This window comes from Affinirhizobium straminoryzae (assembly GCF_007004135.1).
In the GTDB taxonomy this organism is placed as follows: domain Bacteria; phylum Pseudomonadota; class Alphaproteobacteria; order Rhizobiales; family Rhizobiaceae; genus Neorhizobium; species Neorhizobium straminoryzae.
In genome coordinates this window covers 130,139-152,764 of sequence record NZ_VJMG01000011.1, presented here as the reverse complement: position 1 = coordinate 152,764, position 22,626 = coordinate 130,139, and the positions used below count along the sequence as shown (strand labels likewise).

Annotated in this window: 13 protein-coding genes; 7 read left to right on the top strand and 6 right to left on the bottom strand. The window is 61.8% G+C overall.

All coding sequences use genetic code 11. The features are described 5' to 3' along the window. The first annotated feature begins 452 nt into the window (after nucleotides 1-452). On the top strand, nucleotides 453-3,239 hold the full coding sequence (locus tag FNA46_RS05930; RefSeq protein WP_185969744.1) for an autotransporter outer membrane beta-barrel domain-containing protein: 2,787 nt from the start codon (nucleotides 453-455) through the stop codon (nucleotides 3,237-3,239). A gap of 672 nt (nucleotides 3,240-3,911) precedes the next feature. Here the strand turns inward: FNA46_RS05930 and FNA46_RS05925 are convergent. From FNA46_RS05925 to FNA46_RS05900, 6 genes are all read right to left on the bottom strand, one after another. Further along, complete coding sequence (locus FNA46_RS05925; RefSeq protein WP_143124177.1) at nucleotides 3,912-4,376, bottom strand: cyclic nucleotide-binding domain-containing protein; 465 nt, start codon at nucleotides 4,374-4,376, stop codon at nucleotides 3,912-3,914. A gap of 34 nt (nucleotides 4,377-4,410) precedes the next feature. Beyond that, nucleotides 4,411-7,125, bottom strand: a complete 2,715-nt coding sequence (locus tag FNA46_RS05920) for an ABC transporter transmembrane domain-containing protein (RefSeq protein WP_143124215.1) — start codon at nucleotides 7,123-7,125, stop codon at nucleotides 4,411-4,413. Between the two features lie 62 nt (nucleotides 7,126-7,187). After that, entirely contained in the window at nucleotides 7,188-8,360 is a 1,173-nt protein-coding gene (locus FNA46_RS05915) for a DUF3095 domain-containing protein (RefSeq protein ID WP_143124176.1), read from the bottom strand. 61 nt (nucleotides 8,361-8,421) lie between these two features. Continuing rightward, nucleotides 8,422-10,134, bottom strand: coding sequence for an adenylate/guanylate cyclase domain-containing protein (locus FNA46_RS05910; RefSeq protein WP_143124175.1), 1,713 nt, complete (start codon nucleotides 10,132-10,134; stop codon nucleotides 8,422-8,424). A gap of 132 nt (nucleotides 10,135-10,266) precedes the next feature. Further along, nucleotides 10,267-11,097 (bottom strand): MBL fold metallo-hydrolase, encoded by an 831-nt coding sequence (locus FNA46_RS05905; RefSeq protein WP_143124214.1) that lies wholly within the window; start codon nucleotides 11,095-11,097, stop codon nucleotides 10,267-10,269. Nucleotides 11,098-11,282: 185 nt separating this feature from the next. Next, the gene (locus FNA46_RS05900) at nucleotides 11,283-12,341 is read right to left on the bottom strand and encodes an LLM class flavin-dependent oxidoreductase (RefSeq protein WP_143124174.1); all 1,059 of its coding nucleotides are present in this window, start codon (nucleotides 12,339-12,341) and stop codon (nucleotides 11,283-11,285) included. 348 nt (nucleotides 12,342-12,689) lie between these two features. Here FNA46_RS05900 and pglB point away from each other — a divergent pair, with 348 nt between their 5' ends. The 6 genes from pglB (at nucleotide 12,690) to FNA46_RS05870 (ending at nucleotide 22,622) form a co-directional block, all read left to right on the top strand. After that, on the top strand, nucleotides 12,690-14,033 hold the full coding sequence (gene pglB / locus FNA46_RS05895; RefSeq protein ID WP_185969743.1) for a polygalacturonase PglB: 1,344 nt from the start codon (nucleotides 12,690-12,692) through the stop codon (nucleotides 14,031-14,033). A 38-nt stretch (nucleotides 14,034-14,071) separates the two neighbouring features. Next, nucleotides 14,072-17,143, top strand: a complete 3,072-nt coding sequence (locus FNA46_RS05890) for an alpha-mannosidase (protein WP_143124173.1) — start codon at nucleotides 14,072-14,074, stop codon at nucleotides 17,141-17,143. A gap of 3 nt (nucleotides 17,144-17,146) precedes the next feature. Next, nucleotides 17,147-18,382 carry a CehA/McbA family metallohydrolase gene (locus tag FNA46_RS05885; protein WP_143124172.1) on the top strand — a complete coding sequence of 412 codons (1,236 nt, stop codon included), beginning with the start codon at nucleotides 17,147-17,149 and terminating at the stop codon, nucleotides 18,380-18,382. A 10-nt stretch (nucleotides 18,383-18,392) separates the two neighbouring features. Beyond that, a complete protein-coding gene (locus tag FNA46_RS05880) occupies nucleotides 18,393-19,448 on the top strand; it encodes a LacI family DNA-binding transcriptional regulator (protein ID WP_246102878.1) in 1,056 nt (351 codons plus the stop codon). 213 nt (nucleotides 19,449-19,661) lie between these two features. Further along, a complete protein-coding gene (locus FNA46_RS05875; protein WP_244617952.1) occupies nucleotides 19,662-21,473 on the top strand; it encodes an ABC transporter substrate-binding protein in 1,812 nt (603 codons plus the stop codon). A 162-nt stretch (nucleotides 21,474-21,635) separates the two neighbouring features. Next, on the top strand, nucleotides 21,636-22,622 hold the full coding sequence (locus tag FNA46_RS05870) for an ABC transporter permease (protein ID WP_143124169.1): 987 nt from the start codon (nucleotides 21,636-21,638) through the stop codon (nucleotides 22,620-22,622). Nucleotides 22,623-22,626: the final 4 nt, after the last annotated feature.

Genomic DNA, 22,626 nt, shown 5'->3' with positions numbered 1-22,626 from the left:
TTATTTCCAATGGATCTCCGGGTAGAATTTGGAATTCTAATGGAAAAAAATTCTTTTCTGATACAGTTTCAAATGACTTTGTTTCCTGTGCGCAATTTTGCTAGCAATGTAACCACAGGGTGAAATTGCAACGCGGGTGCGATTCTTGCCCTTGCATCCGGAGTATACCCGTCACGCCGGGGTAACGGTCCAGGATGGCAAAAACGGGTCACGTGCACGTTGCCTGAACGGGTGGCGGATGCGAAGGCCTGGAGGTGGGAGGACAGACGATGCAAATTAAGATTGGTATCCCGGAGTGTTGTGGCCCGGCAGGGCCACCCTGAGACCGGCGGCAGCCCCAACACGCTCATCCATCCATTCAAGCTCTTTGATCTGAACGGTCGCGCATGCGTGAGGCAGTGCGGTCGAAGCAATTTATTTTTGCCCGTTTAAGGGCCTGCAGGAACCGCTCCATGATTGCTCATCAATTCGCCAACAAAGGCATCGCTTCCGCCAAGTCCAGAACTTCGATCGGTGCCCTTGCCATCCTTATCCTGTCTTCAAGTACAGCGCTGTCTGCCGCGCCGCCTGTAGGCGAATGGAGCGGCGCAGCAGGCACGGACTGGACTGACAGTAACAACTGGGTCGACGGCGAAATTCCAGGCCCGACCGATACGGCAACCATCAACAGCAGCAATCCCGCCGTGCTGTCGGGGCAGGCGGTGACCATTCATGACCTGGTCATGAGCAATGGCCCGACAACAGCCAATCTGACGGTGTCCGAGGGCGGCGTCCTCACCATCAATCGCTACCTGATGGCCTCGACGGAAGAGGACGGCAATTCCAGCCTGACGATCACGGGGCAGGGCAGCCGGGTCGTTGCGGGTCTCGGGCTGCAGGTTGGCAACGGGGATAATTCGACCAGCGCCATCACGATCAACCAGGGAGGAACGCTGGAGACCGTCGGCGGAGGCCTCTATCTCGTCAAAGGCGCGACCCTGGATGTTTCCGGGACCGGCTCCAAGTTGCTCGTCGGCACAGCGCATTCAGGCGTGCCCGCAACATGGAGCGATGCCGACGGATGGTTTAGCATCAGCGACGCAACGGTGACCGTATCGGGCGGTGCTACCGTTGAAACGGATGGAGTTCATGTGCAAGGCAGCGCGTCAGGTGATGCCGCCATGACGCTCTCCGGCTCCAACACAAGAATGAGCGCCGGCATGGTCATCTATGTCGGCGGCAACGGCAGCGCACCCACAGGTGCTGGAAGCCTGACCATTGAGGACGGGGCACAGGCATCAGCGGCCCGGATCTTTCTTGGTATTGCCTCAACGGACAGCGGTCGCCTTCTGCTGACAGGTGCTGGCTCCACCCTGTCGTCTATCCCGGACGGCCACGGCGCCCTGGGCAATTTCGGCGTTGGTTTCGAGGGAAGCGGCGTGGCCGTGATCCAGAATGGTGCCAAGCTGTCGGTCGCAAACGAACTGCGTATTGCGCAGGAGGCCGGCTCCACCGGTACGCTCGTCATCGGTGCGGAAGAGGGGCACGCAGCAGCGGATGTCGGCACAATTGAAGCCGGCGCGGGTGTCGTCTTCGGTGCCGGGACCGGCGAGCTGATATTCAACCACACCTCTTCCAACTACGTGTTTGCGTCTAACATCACCGGTAACGGCACGATCAAGGCCGTCGCCGGCACGACCAATCTCACAGGTGATTCCTCCGGGTTCACCGGCGCCATCAGCGTCACCGGTGGCATCCTCAACGTGGCCGGCGCCATTGGCGCCGTGTCCACCGTGGAAAGCGGTGCGAAGCTGACGGGTTCCGGCACTGTCGGTGGCGTTGTGGCATTGACCGGCTCCACTGTCGCCCCCGGCAATAGCCCCGGCACGCTGACCGTCACCGGCAACTACAGCCAGGCTGCGGGTTCAAGCTATGCGGCGGAACTGGTGCGCGGCAGTTCTGTCTCCGACTTCATCAATGTCAGCGGCACGGCAACGATTGCCAGCGGCGCCACCCTGGATGTGTCCGGATACGGCAACGGCTCCTACGTGGTCGGCACCCGTTACACGGTGCTGTCCGCAGCCGGCGGACTGACCGGCACCTACACGATCAACGGCACCGATATCTCCGCATTCTACTCGATCGACCCGACCTACGACGCCAACAATCTCTATCTCGACGTCATCCAGAGCCGTGCCTTCGCCAGCGCCGCGCTGACGCCCAATCAGATCGCAACCGCGACCGCACTCGATACGCTGTCTTCGACCAACAGCGTATCCTCTGCAGTCGGCACGTCCGCGACGGATGAGATCGCCCGCAGCGCATTTGACCGACTGTCAGGCGAAATCTATGCGTCCGCCAAGACTGCGTTGCTGGATGACAGCCGGTTTGTGCGTGATACGACCACGCGCCAGGTTCGCGCCTCGGCAGGCGCACAGGAGCCATCAATCTGGATGCAGGGCTACGGGAGCTGGGGCAATTTCGATGGCAACGGCAACGCGGGCGGCTTTGATCGCAACGCCGGTGGTTTCTTCGTCGGCGCCGATGGCGACGTGTTCGACACCATGCGCCTCGGTGTGGTCGCCGGTTACGGCCACTCTTCGCTCAGCCTGGATGGCGGCCGCGGCTCCATGGGCATCGACACCTACAGCCTCGGCCTCTATGGCGGCGGTGAATGGAACAAGCTGAACGTCAGCTTCGGTGTCAACCAGGCCTGGCATCAGCTTTCCGCCGATCGCAGCATCAATATCGCCGGTCTCAGCAATACGCTGTCGGCCGACTATGACGCCCGCACCACGCAGGTCTATGGCGATCTCGGATACCGGATCGATCTCGGTTCCGTTTCCTTCGAACCCTTCGCAGGCATCGCCTACGTGAACCAGCATACGGACCGGTTTGCCGAAACGGGCGGTGACGCGGCGCTCTCCGGCAGCGCTGGCAACACCGACGCCACGTTCACAACCATCGGCCTGCGCTCCGGCGGCAGCTTCGATCTTGACGGCAACACGATCAAGGCAAATGGCATGATCGGCTGGCGCCACGCGATCGATGAAGTGGTTCCCACGACAACCAACAGCTTCGCCGGCAGCAGTGCCTTAACGGTGTCTGGCACGCCGTTGGCGCGCGATGTTGCTGTCATCGAGGCAGGCATCAGCGCCGACATCGCACCGAATGCGAGCCTGGGCCTCACCTATACGGGCCAGTTCGGCTCAGGCGTGAGCGATCAGGGTGTGAAGGCAAACTTCAACCTGCGCTTCTGAACCGTTTCGCGGGGTCTGGCTTGCCCGACCCCGCGGCTTCGAGCTGTGCATCAACCGCGCGTCCGGCGGCGGAGGGAGATCAAATGCGGCGAGGAGAGAGGGCGTGTCTGACCCTCGCGAAACGCGGCCGCGCCAACTCGGGCAATCGCCAGACCGATCCATCACGGCGACCCGGCTTTTGATGGGATATTGCATCCCTGCGACAAAGGTGTAAAACTAATACCTAGTCACCTTTATTACCCCTACTGGCAGGGAGACCCGTTTCCCCGCCAAATAGCATATTTCTTCAGTCGAATTCCCTTATGCGCCGATTTGATTCCCTCTTCATGATTACGATACGGCGGTCCATCCTGTTGATACCGCTGCCCAGCATTGTCCGGCGCCGACTACGGTTTCACATTCGCAGGACACTTGTCCGAAAGCACGTCGTTCCCTGCCGCCGGGACTACATTCTTCATCTGCGACGGGTGATGGAAACGCGGTTGCGCGAAGGCGCGGAGACCGCTGGCGTCAACTGTGCCGACTATGATTTCGCTCGTGCGGCAGTCGCCATTGCACGTCAGGAGCGTCGCGCGGGAAGACGTTCTTCTCGACAGTAGGTATATGCGGCAGAAACCAGGGCTGCCTGACCCTTGGCATGCCGAACCCGACAGATCGACAATAGATCGCTCCTCAGGTCAGCACTTTCTGGCGCTGGCTGCGGGCTGCGGTGAGTTCCGCCGTCGTATGGTTGAGGCGATCGGCGAGAACACGCATGATCTCAACTGCCATATCGGGAAAATCACGCATCAGGTCGAGGAAGTTATCCTTGCTGATCTTCAGCACCTCGAGCCGCGAGGTGGCGCGTACCGTTGCCGTTCGCGCCATGTCGCACAGGATCGCGATCTCGCCAACGATGGAATTGGCGCCCACATCGGCCACCTTGATTTCACCGGCTTCCGAATGAACGATGATTTCCGCCGTACCCGAAAGGATCACGTAAGCCGCATCACCGACATCTCCCTGTCGAAACAGGTTCTGCCCGTCGCGACAGGTCATGCGTTCGGATGCAAAGGCCAGCAGTTTCAACTTCGCCGGCGCAATCTGCGAAAACAGCGGCACACGCCGCAGCATTTCGACCTCGTCCTTCAACAGCATTGGCCACTCACCTTTCCCCACACGGGGTACGATATTACGAGAGCAGTTGATTGAACATCCCGTTTTTGCCCGAGAGTTCTTTGAACGACCCATTTTCGACAAGTTTGCCTGAATCGAAAACCAGCACACGGTCAAAAAGTTCGCTCATCCCCGCATTTGGAAGCACCCACACGATCGCCGGCCGCTCCCCGTCGTGGTGAAGATCCTGCATGACGTTCATCACGATCCGGTCCTGCGCGCGTTGATCCAGCGCAGACAGCGGACGATTGAAGATGAAATAGTCGGAACGCTTCAACAGTGCGCGGGCCAGGTTGAGCTTCTGGCGCTGCACCGTCGTCAGCCTGCGTCCCTGGGAACCCACATCGAAATCAAGTCCGATGGACAGCACCTGCTGCTCCAGATCGAGTTCGATGAAGATCGCCCGGATGATGTCACGGATCCGCTCCGTGGTGTCGACTTCCTGGAAGGAGAGCCGGCCGAACAGGACGTTGTCCATCAGCGAGGCCGACGCCGTCAGCTTGCTGGCATCGTGGCGCTCGATCTTGTCTGCGAGATCGGCTGGCATGCCGCCATGAAAGCGACGGCGGGCCTCCACGATGCGGGCCTTCAGCGCATCGTGGAGCAGGCCGAAGCGGTGCCGTGGCTCGATATAGGCAAAGCTCAGCCGGATAATTCGGGACCGGTCGGCTGCGGACGCCTTGTCGACGGTCGTGCCTTGCAGCTTCTGGAGCAGCGCTTCGTAGAGCGGAATGTCATCGGCACTCATGAAGCTCAACTGCTGGAAGAACGGGTGATCCGGCGGCAGATCGCGGAACAGATCCACTGCGTTCTCTGCAATCTCCATGCCCATGACATAGAGATCCTGCGCGAGGCCGGTTTCCTGCATGACCTTGCGAAAATAGGGATGTGCGGCGAGCGTCTGGGCGGTCATCTCAGACTGGCGTAGCGTGCCGAACAACAGGTTCTCGCCGACAGTCGCCAAAGGATTGTAGGCATCCTCCTCGAAATGGGCCACGATATCGCCGAGATGTGCATCACGCAGACGCTGGCGCATGACCTGACGCACCTCGACGATCCGCCCGGCAAGGACCGTGTGCCGCGCGGGATCCACATGCGCCCGCAAGGCGAACTCGAAGATATCCTGCGAAATCGTCACTGCATCCAGCACAGGTCGGATCGCCTTGACCAGATCATCCGGGCCGCTCGCGCCGGCTGCGACGTAATCGATCCAGTCGCTGCCGAGATCGAAGGCCGGATTGCCTGCGCGCTGGGCTTCCACCAACTGGCGCTTTCTCCGCCGCGCATCCGCGCCGGCATAGTTCACCTCAGACAGCGGCGCGTGCTTCAACGCATAAAACAGGTTGTCACGCAGACTGGCATGGAAGAAATAGGCTTCGGAAGACACGTAGGATATACGCCGGCCTGTCACCGCTTCCGGAAGGGCCAGAAGATCCGTGCCGCCAATGGTAATGCGCCCGCCATCCGGCCACACCACGCGGCCCAGCGCTTCGGCAAGCGCTTCCGCCCCGCTGCCGTTCGGACCGAGGATCGCTACGGTTTCATCCGGGGAAATGGTGACGGAGACGCGGTTCAACAGAGCTGCACCGCTGTCATCGGACACCAGCAGGCCGGCGACGGCCAGCGGTTCCGAGAGCCGCCCGGCAGGCCCGGTGGCCATTGCCTGGATCTTCGGATCGAGCAGGCCATCGACATCGAACTGTTCGACCACCTGTGCATATTTGACCTGCACGTCCTGACGCGCCTGATCCCAGTCGATCAGTTCCTTCAAGGGACCGGGCAGGTCCTTGTAGGCCGCGATCACCGCAACAAGCTGACCGATGTCGAGCCGGCCCTGCAGCGCAAAGTAGCCGCCGATGGCATAGAAGAGGAAGGGCGTGACCTGCGCGAGGAAATTGTTGATGAACTTCACCATGAACTTCCACTGGTAAAGGTCATAACGGATCTGGAAGATCGTCGCGAGCCGGTCGGCAATATCGGCGCGCTCGAGATTTGAGGTGTCGTTGCCGCGAATGGCGTGAATGCCCTCAACGATTTCACTGACGCGGCCGGAAAGCTGACGTGCCGTCAGCTGGCGGCGACGACCGAGATCGAGAAGCCGTCGACGCATGCGGGGAATGACCACCGCCTGGACGGCGACGATCGCCAGCGCAATCATGCCCAGCCACACATTCTGCAGCAGGATGAAGCCCAGAGCCGTCAGCGCCTGACCACCCAGCAGGGCAGGTTGCACGAAGGCGTCGCCGGTGAAGCCGCCGAGCGGCTCCACCTCGTCCTTGATCATGGTGGCGATTTCCGCCGATTTCACCCGCTTGAAATAGACCGGCGGGAAGCGAAGCACGCGATCCACCAGCTGGAAGCGGATGCGCCGGAGCATACGCTCCCCGAGCCGCCCCTTGTAGGTGTTGATGTAGAACTTGAAGGCGCCGTTGAGAACAACCAGCGCAAGGAAGACGAAGCTCAGCGCCATCAGCATTTCGACGCGGTTGAACTGCACGCCCTGAAACAGTTCCACCGGACCAAGGCCTGGCAGATTGAAAGCGATGCGACCGAATGTCTGGGTCGCATGCAGGTCCTCGAATCCCTGCCCCTGGATCGGACCGTTGACGATGCGCTTCGGCAGGTCGAAACTGAGGAAATAGGGAACCATGGAGGCAGCCACGATCGCCAGGATCCACACCTGCTGCGGATAGGTGTTCGACCAGATGTAGCGCGTCAGACTTTTTTCCATCATCCCCCGCATGAACGGTGTCGTCTTTGCATGAAGGTATTGGCTGCCCCCCGCAAGGTGCGTCAGGAAGGCACCGTGTTCAATCGCGGATGTTTTTCCGAAAGCTGCCGCGCGGCAACGGCATAGCCGCCATTTGCGCCATCAATGAAATGCATGTGGTTGCGCATCGTGGGGCTGACCACGAAGCAGGTCATCAGCGCGCTGTCCTGCCGGTGCAGTCCATATTCGCAGATACCCCGCGCTTCCGAGGCCTCCAGCAGCGTCTCGATGCGCCGACGATGCGCCTCGTCCACATCGACGGTCATCTTCAACCCGTCCTCGAACTTGCGAAAATCGGAATTGGCAGCAACGTCAGCCGCATAGCTGCGCGTATTGAAGGTTCCGAGCGTGATGTTCAGCCGGTGCAGCAGGATGACCAGTCTGAGCATGAGCGCAATCTTCAGGCGGGCCAGCAGGCGGTTCGTGGATGGCGCCGCAGCCCGCGCTTCCATCTCGATACCCTCGCTGGCATAGATCAGGCGAGGCCCATCCTCCGGCACGGGGTGCCCGTCACGCGCCTGCTCGGAGATGATCTGCACGATCGATTCGACCATGGCCTGAAATTCCGCCATTGAAGCGGCAGAGGTCGGCCGGACGATGATCGAGACGATCTCGCCATTGCGTGCGGGAATGGGGCTCCACCGACAGGACAAGCCGGTGAGATCAGGCGGCTCGTCGACGGTCTCCGGCACGCCATAGAGGCCGGCCTTCATCTGCCGCTCTGCCCAACTTGCACCTCCGCCGGTAAACATGGCGTAGGAAACGAGCGGGCTTGCGGCGAAGCGGGCCACGCGAACCTCGTGACCCGCCGCCCGGATATCGGCCACCGGCACCAGCGCGACGCGCATGGAAAGCTGCAGTTGCGTTCGCGCCCATGCGCGAATGGCGGCAAGGGCTGCGCCGGCAGCCCCCGCATGGCGGGCGGGCAGGGCGACCACAGCGCCATCACCGCCGAAACTGAACGGGTAATCCTGGCTTCCGACAGCGTTCAGAACCGCTGAAATGACGCTGGCACCGGCCATGTTGACCGCCTTGTAGCGCCCCTCGGCGATCTCGCCCGTGGAACCGACGATATCGGCAAGCGCCAGAACCCAGCCCTCCGGCAGCGGCATGTAATTATCCGTATCCACCACGCCCTCAAAGCGGGTGAAGACGGGAAGCTGTTGATAGAACGGATCATCCGCGGCTGGCTTCATGCCAGGACACTACAGCATCATCCGCAGAACCGATATGAAATTTCTGCCTTTTCAGCGCCTCTCAAGACAATGCGGACAGCGGCACGAGCCGTCGCAGCAACACCTTGTCGAAGACAAAGACCTTGAGCGGAAGAAGACGACCGCGCAGCGGCACCTCGCGGCTCTGCTGCCCTTCGAGCGCGAGCCCGGCCAGCGACGCCACAGGTTCGGAAATGACCAGCGGGACGTCATGGTCCTTCGCCACGCTTTCGAGCCGGCTTGCCACATTCACCGTGTCGCCAATGGCGGTCAGGGTCTGCACGGTGCCATAGCCCAGGGTACCGACGACGGCCGCGCCGGTGTGAATCCCGATGGCGATACGAAGCGGTGTCGACAGCTCGTTTTCCAGCTGCCGGTTCAACTCGTCGATCCCCTCCACGATCCGGGCCGCGGCCTGAAGGGCCTGACGGCAGCCATCCTCGGCCGTACCCGACACGCCGAACAGGGCCATGGCGCCATCCCCAATGAACTTGTCCATGCGGCCGCCAGCCTCCTCGACCGCCCGACCGACCACCGCAAAATAACGGTTGAGAAGGAAGACGATGTCAAAGGGAAGACGCGTCTCGGTCAGATAGGTGAAATTCCGGAGATCGCAGAACAGCACGGCAATATCCCGCTCCCGGCCCGGAATCGCTTCGTAATTGCCGCCCTGCTGCTCCGGTTCCGGCACGGCCACCAGAATGGGCGAAAGCATCACATTGGCCTTGGGACGCAGCTGACAGGCGAGCCGAACGCCCGGGCCAGCATTGATGCGGCCCAGGGTCCGCTGCTCCAGAACCTCCGGCGGGGGCAGGTTCTCCTCACCCTCGATGACCTGTACCCGACAGGTCGAACAGCGTCCCTTGCCACCGCAAGCCGAGTAATGCGGCTTGCCGGCAAGCCTGCTCGCCTCCAGCACCGTATAGCCGCGCGGCACGCTTATCGTCTCGCCGTTCGGATAGCGTATCGCCACCAGATGCGCGCGTTCCTTCAGCCAGCGCAGCACGCGCAGGAGGAGAACGGCCGCCAGCGACAGACCGAAGGCGCTGTAGGTACCCAGGCTGATCGATCGCAGCGTGCTCATGGCGGCGGCGGAAAGGCTCGTTGGATCGTAATAGCCGCCGGGATAGCCGCTCAGCAGAAAGATCGGGCTTGCAATCGTACGACCCATTTCGATGAAACCGAGCAGCGCCAGTACCGGCAGCAGAATGGCAGCCGTGAGAAGCCAGGGAACGGCAGACTGATACCAGGCCCGGTATCGCAGCCAGAAATGGATGCCGATCACGCCGTGCAACCACAGAACCAGAATGCCGACGCTCTGTCGCAGCCCATCAACCGGCGACTTGGTCCACATCATGTGCACGATGTTTTCGTAGTTGTCGTGAAGACGAAACAGTTCCGAAGCGATCCGCGTGCTGATGACGTGATCCACGACGAAAAACGGTACGAGCAGACCGAACACGATCTGCGCCGCTTCCGCCCGCGGCATCAGGAAACTGCGACGCCTGTAGATCGCTGCCAGCGCGAGGATGACATGCAGCAGGAAGGAGCCGTAGAGCAGCACGGTACCGGGCCCGGTCCGCCAGACGAACAGGAAGAATCGACGCATGTCGTCTGCCGCGCGCACCGATACGAGGCCAACAGCATGATTGGCCAGATGGGTAATGAGAAAGGCGAAGATCACCAGGCCAGACAGCAGCTTCGCCATCCGGATCCGGCGGGGAGAAATCAGACTTTCCTTGACGTCCGCGGCCATGAAACCCAACTGTTGCGCCGATGCGGCGGAGAGGAATGACAGAATTCAGCTTGCCCGCGGCATGAGGCAGCAAAGAGATCGGTACGGTTCCCATGCCTGCGTGGCAGAATGGCTACCGCCGCCAACGGCTTTTCAGAGATCAAGCACCATGCCATCGCGCGCAGCCTGTGTTGCGGGGAAGGCCTCCTGCGCCAGACGTTCGATGAGGGCCATTTCGCTATCTGTGCGGGATGGTGCGTGGTGAAAAAGGATAAGCTTGCGGGTCGCCGCCTCGCGCGCGAGCAGAACGCCATGCTCCCAGCTGGAATGACCGAAGCCGCGATACCGCTCCATTTCGGATTCGGTAAAGGCGCTGTCATACACGGCAATATCGGCATCCTGCATCATGGCAAGCGCCGTCGGATCGAGCACGCCGGGCTGATGTTCTATATCGAAGACAAGCGCCAGCGAGCGTCCCGCCCATTCGATGCGATAGCCGACGCAGCCACCGGGGTGGTTCAGCGAGAAGGTCCGGATCACGATTCCAGGCTTCGGCGTCAGCACATCGCCCGGGGTGAAGTCCCGGAAATTCAGCGCGGCCTTGCAGATATCAAGCCTTACCGGAAAATAGGGAGGGCCGACGAACTGCCGGATCATCTGAGACGTCGACATCGTGCCATGCAGATGGCCTGACCATATGTGGACGGCGGTTTCCGGATTGTAGATCGGCTTAAAGAACGGCAGGCCGATGATGTGATCGTAATGACAGTGGGTGAAGAAGAGATGCACTTCAGCCAGGTTCTGGCCCAGCATTTCCAGTCCCGCTTCACGAATACCGGAGCCTGCGTCGAAAAGAAGCCGATGCTCGCCGCAGCGAACCTCGATGCAGGGCGTATTGCCGCCGTATCGCTCAAATTCCCGGCCAGAGACGGGGATACTGCCGCGGACCCCCCAGAACTTTACCTGAAACACGTCACTGTACATCTTTTCATCGCACGTCTTCTCCATGAGCGGAATGCTAAAGGAGAAATCCTTGCCGTTTGCCTAGCGAATGGTCTTTTCGTCGGGAATGCAAGGCCCGTTTCGGCAAAAACGCATCAAGACGGCGCGTGATCCCGCGCAAAATCCCGGTTTCCGTTCAATTCCGCGTGCGATGGGGCGGCGCCTGGTCAGAGCGGACCGTGGTTCAGCCGCGGCAGAACGTGGCGGGCAAACAGATCGGCCTCCGCCGCATGCGGATAGCCCGACAGGATGAAGGCCTCGATGCCTTCGCGCTGGTAGGCCTGAAGCTTGGCAAGCACCTGATCGGGATCGCCGACGATCGCAGCACCGCAGCCGGACCGGGCGCGCCCGATCCCGGTCCACAGATTGTCTTCGACATAGCCATCACCGGCGGACTGCTCGCGAAGCTCCGCCTGCCTGCGCACCCCGACGGACTGGCTGTCCAGCGATTTCGCCCGGATGGCCGCACCCGTTGCATCGTCCAGGCGCGAGAGAAGCCGGTCGGCGGCGGCCCGTGCCTCTTCTTCCGTTTCCCGCACCACCACATGCACGCGATAACCGAAGCGAAGGCTGCGGCCACGGCGAGCGGCGCGGGCCTTGAGATCGGCCATCGTCTCGCGCACCGCGTCCAGCCTGTCCGGCCACATCAGGTAGACATCGGCACCGGCAGCGGCAGCCTCGCGGGCATCCTCCGACAGGCCGCCGAAATAGAAGAGCGGCGCGCGGCCGCTGACGGTGGTGATGCGGGGCGGATCCACCTTGAACTTCCAGAAGTCGCCATCGTGATCCACCGGCTTGCCGTTCAGCAGGTCGCGCAGGATCGCCATGGCTTCGATGGTCCGCTGATAGCGCGGCCCGCTCGCAAGCGATTCGCCCGGCAGGTCGCTGGAAATGATGTTGACCGCAAGCCTGCCGCCGCTGATGCGGTCGATGGTGGCGATCTGCCGCGCCAGCTGCGGCGGCCAGCTTTCGCCCATGCGAACCGCCATCAGCAGGCGGATGCGGCGGGTCAGCGTCGCGACCGCGGAGGCGAATGCCGTCGTATCGATGCCGAGCTGGTAGCCAGAGGGAAGCAGAATATTGTCGAAGCCGCCGCTTTCGGCCTGCAGCACCAGGTCGCGACAGTGTTCGAAGCTCGACTGGAGGCGCGGATCGGGAACGCCCAGAAACTCGTAATCGTCGTCGCACAGCGCCGAAAACCAGGCGACTTCGCAGCCAGCAGTCATGATCCAACCTCCATCAAAGCGGCCCAACAGCTAGCAGCCGGCCGGAAAGGGCGGAAGGAATGGTTCACATGCCGGGCAGGCGATTGTGAGATGATTTTTGCGAAATCCTTGCGCCTCTGGACATCGCATCGCTGCGCCAGATATCCGTCATCGCGACACGGCGCCAGCCACGAGGAACCGTGTCGTGACGGCATCCACCACAGCCATACGCAAATAATTTCATGATAATTTGCGACTGCCATACCTAAAATCAGCACCGCGAGTGGCGACATCCCCCTTGATATACGTCGATATTTGGCTAGAAATGGCGCAACCGGAGAGGATGATCAGGTTCGGGAGGCGAATTCCTTGATCAAGAATAAAAATATTTTTACATCGATCGATGGCGACTGCACGGATGTGCTGCAGGCCGCGCTGGACGCAGCAGCCGCAAATGGTCACCCGATAGAACTGGGCCCCGGCATTCACCGGTGCGGTGCCCTTACACTTCCCTCAGGTCTCGATCTGGTGCTCGGCGAAGGTGCGACCCTGCGCTTTTCGGCCGATCCGCTGGCCTATGCAGGCAACCGGGTTGATGTGATCGCCGAATCCTCCAATACGGCCATGATGCTGGCCAGAAACGGCACTCGCATCCGCATCTCCGGCAAGGGCGCGATCGAAGCGCCGGGACCTGCCTTCATCATCGGTCGGCTGGATGACATGGGCACGCATGTGCCGGCCGCGGAACGCCCTCGCGTCCTTATCCTGCAGGATTGCGAAGAGGTCGAACTGCGCGATTTCTCGATCCGTTCCTCGCCGATGTGGACCATTCACCTCATCACCTGCCATGGCGTACGTGTGGAAGGTGTGTCAGTCGACAACGATCGGGAAATGCCGAACACGGATGGCATCGTCATTGACAGCTGTCAGGATGTGACGATCCGCCATTGTGACATTGCGACCGCCGATGACGGCGTGGTTCTGAAGACCAGCCAGGGGCCGGATGGCAAGCCAGTCGGCATCTGCCGCAATATCGTGGTCGCGCATTCGCGGATCGAAAGCCGCAGCTGCGCCCTGAAGATCGGCACGGAAACGCACGGCGACGTCGAGGACATCACCTTCACCGATTGCGAGATCCTGCGCTCCAACCGGGCAATCGGCATCTTTTCGCGCGACGGGGGGCGCATCCGCAACGTGGTGAGCCGGCGCATCCGCCTCGATGCCCACGAGACGCCCGATGGCTTCTGGGGCTCCGGCGAAGCGATCACCGTCAATGTCGTCAACCGGCGGCCGGAAAAGCCGGCAGGCCGTGTCGAAGACATCGTCTTCGAGGACATCGAGGGATCGATGGAGGGTGCCGTCAACCTCGTGGCCGACAGCCCTTCCGGCATCGGCAACCTCCACCTCCGCCGCCTCAACATCCGGCAGGACGATGGCCCCTATCGCGGCCATCGCTATGACGTGCGCCCGACGCATTTCGATCTCGCGCCTTCGCCGGATGCGGCCGGTCGGGCCAATGCCTGGGTCAAGGATGAAAACGGTCAGGTCATCGGTTTGGTGCCCTATCCCGGCGGCATGCCGGCCCTTTATTCCTGCAATGTTGATGGCCTGGCGATGGAGGATGTCTGCTTCCAACGCCCCGCCACGCTTCCGGTGGGCTGGAATACCCAGGCGATCGTCGTGCAGGATGGTGTCGACAGCGTCTGGTCCTGAAAATCAATGGCTGACGGCCTCGGAGGAGGGGCCAAGCGATGAAGCGTATTCGTAAGCTCGATCACCTGCTCTCCCGCCTGCAGGAACGGATCTTCGTGCCGCTCGGCGTGAGCGTCGATCTGGTCTACAGCCCTGCCGCCGCTTCCGAGCGCACCCGCATGGTGGCTTCCGACCGCACCGGCTGGACGCCTGTCGACCGTGACCTCGTCTGGGGCGAGCCGGACGGCTATTACTGGTTCGGCGGCGACGTCACCATACCGGTAGAGGCAAAGGGGCAGCGCGTTGTCGTTCATGTGGACGCCGCCTTTGGCAGCGTGATGGGCCGCAGCGATCCGCAATGCCTCGTGCGCGTGAACGGGGCCATCCGTCAGGGCGTCGATGGCAATCACCGCGAATTCCTGCTGACCGACAGTGCCCGCCCCGGCGAGCGCTTCGATATCCTGATCGAGGCCGGCACCATCGAGGATCGCCGGCAACTCGGCTTCGGCTGCCGCCTGATGGTGCATGATCTCGAGGTGGACGACCTCTATTACGACATCCGCGTGCCGCTCGACGTGGCCAGGCTGCTGGCGGCAGACGATCCGCGCCGGCATTTCATCCTGAACCATCTCGAGGCCGCGGTCGATGCCATCGACCTGCGTCCTGGCAAGGACGACCGCTTCCGCGCCTCGATGGCGCGCGCACGCGCTGCCGTGCAGCCGATCTACGATGCCCAGGATTTCGAGGAAAAGCCGACGATCGTCACCACCGGTCACACGCACATCGATGTCGCCTGGCTATGGCGGGTGCGTGAGACACGCCAGAAGATGGCGCGCTCCATGGCAACCGCGCTCTCCCTGATGCAGGATTTTCCGGACTACCGGTTCATGTACAACCAGTGCGTCCTGCTGGACTATCTGAACCAGGATTACCCGGAACTGTTCGAACGGATCGCGGCGGAGGTGAAGACCGGCCGTTTCGAGATCGAAGGCGCGCTCTGGCTGGAGCCGGATGTCAACATTGCCGGCGGCGAAGCGCTTGTCCGCCATATCCTCTATGGCGTCGAGTACCATCAGCGCACCTTCGGTGTGCGCCCGCGCATGATCTGGCTGCCGGATACGTTTGGCTACTCCGCCTCTCTGCCACAACTCATGGAAAAGTCGGGCCTCGACAGCTTCGTCACGCACAAGCTTTCTTGGAACGACACCAACCGCATGCCGGATGAGACCATGTTCTGGCAGGGCATCGATGGCACGAAGGTCGTCGCCTATTTCCTGACGACCCAACCCTATGACTCCACCAGTCTCGGCACCACCTACTGCCCGAACCTGAAACCCACGCATGTGATGGGCACGTGGCGGCGGCACGGGCAGCAGGCGTTGAACAAGGAACTCTTCCTCGTCTATGGTCACGGCGATGGCGGCGGCGGGCCGACGCGCGAAATGCTGCAGAACATCCGCCGCATGGAACGCGGCATTCCCGGCTGCCCCAAGGTCAGCCACGAAACCATGCGGCCCTTCTTCGAGCGGCTGATCGGTCGCATGCGGGCGGCGCCGGAAAACTATCCGGTCTGGGTCGGCGAGCTTTACGCCGAATTCCATCGTGGCACGTTGACCTCGGTCGCCAAGAACAAGCGCAACAACCGGCTGGCCGAAATCGCGCTCCGCGAGATTGAGATGCTGGCGGTGCTCGCAGAGCGCCGGGGGCTGGCCGATTATCCGGCAGCGGAACTGCGCCGCCTGTGGGATATCGTGATGCTGAACCAGTTCCACGATATTCTGCCGGGCTCTTCGATCGGCTATGTCTACGAGGACAGCGACCGCGATTATGCCGATTTCTTCGCCTCCGCCCGTCAACTGACCGAACGGCTGACGATGCTTCTCGCGCCGGCCGATCAGCCTGCTATCTTCAACGCGACCGGCCGCAGCCGCGACGGTCTGGCGATGAGCGAGGCAAGCGTCGTCCCCGGACGCGAGCAGGTGGTTTTCCGCGCCGATGGCAGCACGGCCCATGCGGTCGCGGTCTCGGGTCTTGACCCGCTTGCCTTCTCGCCGCTTGAGGATGTGCTGCAGGCGCCCGCCGGCGAGAGTGCGCTCTCGGTGTCGGCAACGCATCTGGAAAATGATCGTCTCAGCGTGCGCTTCGATGCGCATGGCCGCATCACGTCGTTGCTCGACAAGCTCCGTCAGCGTCAGATCCTGCCGGAGGGGACGCTCGCCAATCGCCTGACCGCCTTCCGCGACATGCCCGCCCAATATGATGCCTGGGACATTGACGCCGATTTCGAGGACCAGAGTTTCGAGATCGACGACCTCGTCAACGCCGAGGTGGTGGAAACGGGGCCGCTGCGCGCGGCCATCCGCTTCGAGTGGCGCTATGAAAATTCCAGCATCGTGCAGATCGTCTCGCTGGCGGCCGGCGCCGGTCAAGTGGAGGTGGATTGCCTGATCGACTGGAACGAGCACAACACATTGGTGAAGGCGGGATTCCCGTTGGCGGTCAATGCCGCTGCGGTCGATGCCGAAATCCAGTTCGGCCATGTCCGTCGCGCAAGCCATCGCAACACGTCCTGGGACCGCGCCCGCTTCGAATGCTCGATGCAGCGCTGGGTGGATGTCAGCGAACCCGGCTTCGGCGTGGCCCTGCTGAACGACTGCAAATATGGCTATGACGTCAAGGGCACGGAAGTTCGGCTGACGCTGCTGCGCTCGCCCACCTATCCCTGGCCGGAGGCGGACCAAGGCGAACACCGGCTGCGCTATGCGGTTCTTCCACATGACGGCGACAAGCGTCAGGTGCATGAGGCCGCCGAACATTTCAACCTGCCGCTGGCGATCGTCCGTGGTCGCAGCAAGGCATCGCAGATGCCCGCACCGCTGCTGACGATCGAAAGCGAGGGCGTCGCGCTGGAGTCGGTGAAGCGCGCCGAAAGCGGCGACGGCATCATCGTGCGACTGTGGGAAACGACCGGCACGCGGCGCAATGCCACCCTGCGGCTCGATCCTGGCCTCGCCTCGGCCACACAGGTCGATCTTCTGGAGGAGGGCGGCGAAGCGGTTGCCATCGAGGATGGCCGTGTGACGCTCGCCTTCCGCCCCTTTGATATCATCACGCTCAAGCTTGCGGATTGAACCATGTCCCATCGTGACCAGACCATCACCCGGATCATCGACAGCTTTCCGGAGGGCGAAAAGTCCTTCGTCGAGATCCCCTTCGACGTGGGGCCGGAGATCGAACGCATCGAGGTCAGCTATCACTATCCCTTCGGCGGCGGTGGCAGCGTCATCGATCTCGGCGTCGCCCGCAATGGCCGCATGCGCGGCTGGACCGGCTCCGAACGCGGCCACATCACGCTCGAGGCAGACCGGGCGACGCCTGGCTATGACCTCGGGCCTATACCCGGCCAGTGGCATGTGGTGCTCGGAATCGTGAAAATCGGCCCCGACTGCAAGATCGAGGTGCAGATCCGCCTGATTACCAGGCGGCGGCAGTGGCTGGCGGGCGAACTGCACAGCCATTCGGAACATTCCGATGGCGGCGTGACCGTGCTTGACGCCATTCACCGCGCCCGGGCCTCCGGACTGGATTTCATGGCGATCACCGATCACAATACGGTTTCGCAGAATATCATCCGGCCGGACGATCCCGGCATTCACGTCATTCCGGCGATGGAACTGACCTCCTTCTACGGTCACACCAACTTCCTCGGACTGGAGCGCCCGGTCGATGACTGGCGCTGCCGTTCGCCACAGGATGTGGCGGAGAAGATGGAAGAGGCGCGCGCCAAGGGCGCCACCATCGTCATCAACCATCCCTTCCAGAATTCAGCCGGCGGACGCTGGCAGGCCGGTTTCGATGGGGCATTCGATGCCTATGAAATCTGGAACGGCAACTGGTCGGTGATGAACGAGCAGGGCCTTGCCTTCTGGCAGGAGCTTTTGGCGGCCGGACGGCGCATCCCGGCAACCGGCGGCAGTGATTTTCATCTGAAGAACCGGCGCCGCCACGGACGGCCGTGCAATCGCATCTGCGCCGAAGGCTCGGCGATTGCCGATGTTCTGGCGGCCGTCAGGGCTGGAGCCAATGTCATCACCTTCGCGCCAGACGAAACCATGGCAAGACCGTCCGCCGAGGATCTGCCGCTGTTTGGCGCGCAGGTTGCCGCCGGCAAGCCGATCGGTGTGACTTTCAACGGACTCGCGGATGGCGATGAGGTGCGTATCATCACGGAATTCGGACTGATCGAGACGCGCGCAGCAAGCGGGGATATCATGGTGGTGGAGCAGGCCTTTGCCGGCCGCTTCCTGCGCTTCGAGGTCTGGCACGGCAAGGATCCGAAGCTGTTCACCAACCCGTTCTATGCCGAATAGGAGCCACGCTGTGGACAGACGGTCAGACCGCAAGATCGGCATCAAGGATGTATCCCGCGAGGCCGGCGTTGCGCTGAGCACCGTCTCGCATGTGCTGAATGGCACGGCTCCCATTTCGCAGGAAGTGAGGGCGCGGGTACTCGAGGCGGCCAGACGCCTCGGCTACCTGGCCAAACGCCAGCAGAAGGGGGCGATTGCCTCGCTGACGACGCTCTACCTCGCCGTCCCCCCCGGCAACCGCCCGCACAACGATATCAATCTGGTGTCGTGGACCATGCTGACCCAGCTTTCACGCGAAGCGGAGCGCAGGGGCGTGCGGGTCGTCGCCCACAACGGTTCGGCGGAACTGCAGGCAGCGGAAATCCTTGCGGGCGCCCGTGCAGTCGGTGCGGAAGGCATCGTGCTGGTCTTCGATGACAATCCGAAGCTCCTGAAGGGACTGACCGGTGCCGACCTGCCGGTGGTGCTTCTGAACGGCGAGGATCCGGCCATGGGCCTCGACACCGTGGCGCCGGCCAATCGATACGGCGCGCGCCTTGCCACCGAATGGCTGCTTTCGCACGGGCACCGGCGCATCCTGCACCTCACCTGGCGGGGGCGCAGCACCATCATGCGACGTCTGGACGGCTTTCGCGATGCCTATGCCGAGCGGGGCCTCCCGCAGGACCAGGGCGAGGTCCTTTATGCGCGCGGCTATGAACCGGACCAGGCACGCGAGGCGCTGAGGGATTTCATTACCGAACGCGGTGGCCTTGATGGTTTTACGGCCGTGTTCTGCGCTGCCGACAATCTGGCAATCGGGGCACTGACGGAACTGCGTGCGCAGGGCTACGCCATTCCTTCCGACATTGCCGTGGTCGGTTTCGACGGTGTTGCGCCGGGCGAACTAACCGTTCCATCGCTCACGACCGTCCGGGTGCCGCTTGATTCCCTGGCCGCCTCTACCGTGCAGATGCTTGAAAACCGGCTGTCCTTCATGAATCGCGATTACCCGGCCTGCCGCATCGAGCTTGGCTGCCAGTTCGTGGAGCGGGAAAGCGGCGGGAGCTTTGTTTCGATAGCGTAAAATGAAAATTTTTTTTGGCCTTGATTTTTCAATGATCATGCCAGATCGTCCGAACCAACGCTGTTGCTGGGATTTTTTGGGGCAATAGACGGAATAAACACGTTCATCTGGGAGGGTGACATGTCTCAACGTAAAAATATTTTCACAAGTTCTCTCGCTGTTCTCCTGGCGACATGCCTCGCGGGCTCCGCGCTGGCCTTCCAGGAATCTCCGATGCTGACCGAGCAGGTAAAGGCTGGAAAGCTGCCGCCGGTCGACCAGCGCCTGCCGGAAAAGCCGACCGTGATGCAGGTCGAGCAGGTGGGTCAGTATGGTGGCAACTGGCGGCGTGCCTTCAAGGGCCCGGGCGATCGCTGGGGACCGACCAAGCTCATGGAAGAGCGCGTGGTGAAGTGGTCGCAGAAGCCGGGCGGCGAATTGAAGCTCGTCCCAGGCTACATCTCGTCCTACTCCGTCAGCCCGGATTCCCGCGAGTTTACCTTCACGCTGCTGAAGGGACTCAAATGGTCGGATGGCCATCCGCTCACCACCGAAGATGTGCGTTTCTGGTATGACGATGTCTTCCTCAACAAGGACATCCTTGCCAACATCGACCAGACGCTGGCGCCCGGCGGCAAGCCGATGCAGCTGGAAGTGATCGACGAGCAGACCTTCAAGGTGAAGTTCGAGCAGCCCTACGTCTACTTCCTCGAAATTCTCGCAAAGGATTCGACCGGCGACCCGAGCCTCGACCGCCCGAGCTTCGTCTTCCCCAAGCATTACCTGAAGCAGTTCAACAACCACTACGCCTCGGAAGAGCAGCTGAAGGCGGCGGCCGCGAAGTTCGGGGTGCCGAAGTGGAGCGATCTCTGGGGCTCGAAGGGTGCCGCAACCGCCTGGTGGCAGAACCCGGACCTGCCGGTCATCACCGCCTGGAAGATCGAGAAGCCGGCACCCGGCGACCTCGTCACGATGGTCCGCAATCCGTATTACTACGCGGTGGATCAGGCCGGCAACCAGCTGCCCTATATCGACCGCATCACGCACCGTCTGTTCAGTGACCAGGAAGCCTTCAACCTGATGATCGTGCAGGGCCAGATCGACATGCAGATGCGCTATGTCGAGCCGCAGGACTTCACCTTCTACAAGGAAAACGAGACCAAGGGGAACTACAAGGTTCGTCGCTGGACGCAGGCCCAGACCTGGGCTCTGGTCCCCAACCTCAACATGAAGGACGAGGTTCTGCGCGGCCTGTTCGAGAAGTCCGACTTCCGCCAGGCGCTGAGCATCGCCATTGATCGTGACACGATCAACGAGCTGATCTTCTCGGGTCTGGCCGAAGGACGTCAAGCATCGCCAGTCTCCGGCTCACCCAACTTCGATGCCGATCTCGAAAAGCACTGGGCAGAGTTCGATACCGCCAAGGCCAACAAGCTGCTGGACGGCATCGGCCTGACGAAGAAGGATGCCGACGGCTTCCGCCTGCGTCCGGATGGCAAGCGGCTGCAGATCGTCGTGGAAATGCAGCACGCCAATGGTCCAAAGACCATGGAACTGGTGGCTGCGAACTACAAGGACATCGGCGTCGAACTGCTGCCGCGCATCATCGACCGCACCCAGTGGGACGCGAACCGCGACAACAACGAGTTCCAGATGCAGTGGTATCCCTTCGACCGCCTGTCGGTCGTGGCAGCCGACCCGCGCATCATGATGGGCAACGACTCCTACGCGAACCAGTATTACCTCTGGTACTCGACCAAGGGTAAGTCGGGCATCGAGCCGCCGGCAGACCATCCGATCCGCAAGGTCTTTGCCGATTGGGATGCGGCTTCGAAGGCCGCCGATCGCAAGGCCGCGGATGCGGCCGTCAACGACCTGATCAAGACCTTCGTCACGCAGGGCTGGGTCATCGGCGTGGTGGGTGAATCGCCGGCAATCTCCGTCGTGAAGACCAACGTCATGAACTTCCCCGACAATCTGATCGAGGACGACATCACCCGCGGCGAGGGCCTCGCGGCCACGCAGCAGATGTGGATGAAGCAGTAAGTCATCTGCCGATCAACCCGACGTTATGACCTTCGCCGGCCCGAGCTTACCGGGTCGGCGGAATCCACTTCATTTCATTTTCATCAGTCCTGGTTTCCGGCTGACGGGGACAGGTGACGTTTCCCGCTGGAACGGCACGTCCTGCGGAGCAGGAGGGGAAGCATGCTCAACTATATCGCCAGACGTCTCTTGTGGGCCATTCCCACACTGATCTTCGTCTCGTTCATTTCCTTCGTGATCATCCAGTTGCCGCCCGGCGACTTCGTCACCGCCTATGCCGCGCAGCTGCGCAACAGCGGCGATTACATCACCGAGGCACAGGAAGCCGCCATGCGCGCCGAATGGGGGCTCAACGATCCGCTGATCGTTCAGTACTGGCGCTGGATTTCCAACATCGTCCTGCACGGCGATTTCGGGCGCTCGCTGGAATGGAATGCCGCCGTCAGCGACCTCATCTGGGAACGTGTCGGCCTGACGCTGATCATCTCGACCCTCAGCATGGTCTTCACCTGGATCATTGCGATTCCCGTTGGCGTCTACTCGGCCACCCGCCAGTATTCCGTCTTCGACTACGTCTTCACCGTCTTCGGCTTTCTCGGCAAGGGCGTTCCGGACTTCCTGCTGGCGCTGATCCTGATGTGGGTCACCTTCGTGTGGCTGAACATGGATGTCGGCGGCCTCGTCTCGCCACAGTTCGAGGGCCAGCCCTGGACGATCGCCAAATTCGGCAACATGCTGACCCACATCTGGATTCCGCTCGTGGTGCTCGCGACCGGCGGTGCGGCAGGCCTGATCCGCGTCATGCGCGCCAACATGCTGGACGAGCTGCGCAAACCCTATGTCGAAACGGCCTATGCGCAAGGGTTTGGCGAGCGCACGGTCGTCTGGCGCTATCCGGTGCGCGTGGCCCTCAACCCCTTCATCTCCACTGTGGGCTGGGCGCTGCCGGCCCTGTTTTCCGGCGACGTCATCACCGCCGTGGTACTGAACCTGCCGACCACAGGTCCGCTGCTCCTGCAGGCACTCAAGATGCAGGACATGTATCTCGCCGGCAGCTTCATTCTCATTCTCAGCGTCTTCACCGTCATCGGAACGGTGCTCTCCGACATCCTTCTTGCGCTTTCCGACCCGCGCATCCGGTTCTCATGAGGCG

What these genes read in the sequence shown, in the direction of transcription:
- FNA46_RS05915 (WP_143124176.1), bottom strand. Translation starts at nt 8,360, where the DNA reads ATGAAGCCAGCCGCGGATGATCCGTTCTATCAACAGCTTCCCGTCTTC.
- FNA46_RS05905 (WP_143124214.1), bottom strand. Translation starts at nt 11,097, where the DNA reads ATGTACAGTGACGTGTTTCAGGTAAAGTTCTGGGGGGTCCGCGGCAGT.
- FNA46_RS05920 (WP_143124215.1), bottom strand. Translation starts at nt 7,125, where the DNA reads ATGGAAAAAAGTCTGACGCGCTACATCTGGTCGAACACCTATCCGCAG.
- FNA46_RS05900 (WP_143124174.1), bottom strand. Translation starts at nt 12,341, where the DNA reads ATGACTGCTGGCTGCGAAGTCGCCTGGTTTTCGGCGCTGTGCGACGAC.
- FNA46_RS05885 (WP_143124172.1), top strand. Translation starts at nt 17,147, where the DNA reads ATGTCCCATCGTGACCAGACCATCACCCGGATCATCGACAGCTTTCCG.
- FNA46_RS05890 (WP_143124173.1), top strand. Translation starts at nt 14,072, where the DNA reads ATGAAGCGTATTCGTAAGCTCGATCACCTGCTCTCCCGCCTGCAGGAA.
- FNA46_RS05875 (WP_244617952.1), top strand. Translation starts at nt 19,662, where the DNA reads ATGCTGACCGAGCAGGTAAAGGCTGGAAAGCTGCCGCCGGTCGACCAG.
- FNA46_RS05870 (WP_143124169.1), top strand. Translation starts at nt 21,636, where the DNA reads ATGCTCAACTATATCGCCAGACGTCTCTTGTGGGCCATTCCCACACTG.
- FNA46_RS05930 (WP_185969744.1), top strand. Translation starts at nt 453, where the DNA reads ATGATTGCTCATCAATTCGCCAACAAAGGCATCGCTTCCGCCAAGTCC.
- FNA46_RS05925 (WP_143124177.1), bottom strand. Translation starts at nt 4,376, where the DNA reads ATGCTGTTGAAGGACGAGGTCGAAATGCTGCGGCGTGTGCCGCTGTTT.
- FNA46_RS05910 (WP_143124175.1), bottom strand. Translation starts at nt 10,134, where the DNA reads ATGGCCGCGGACGTCAAGGAAAGTCTGATTTCTCCCCGCCGGATCCGG.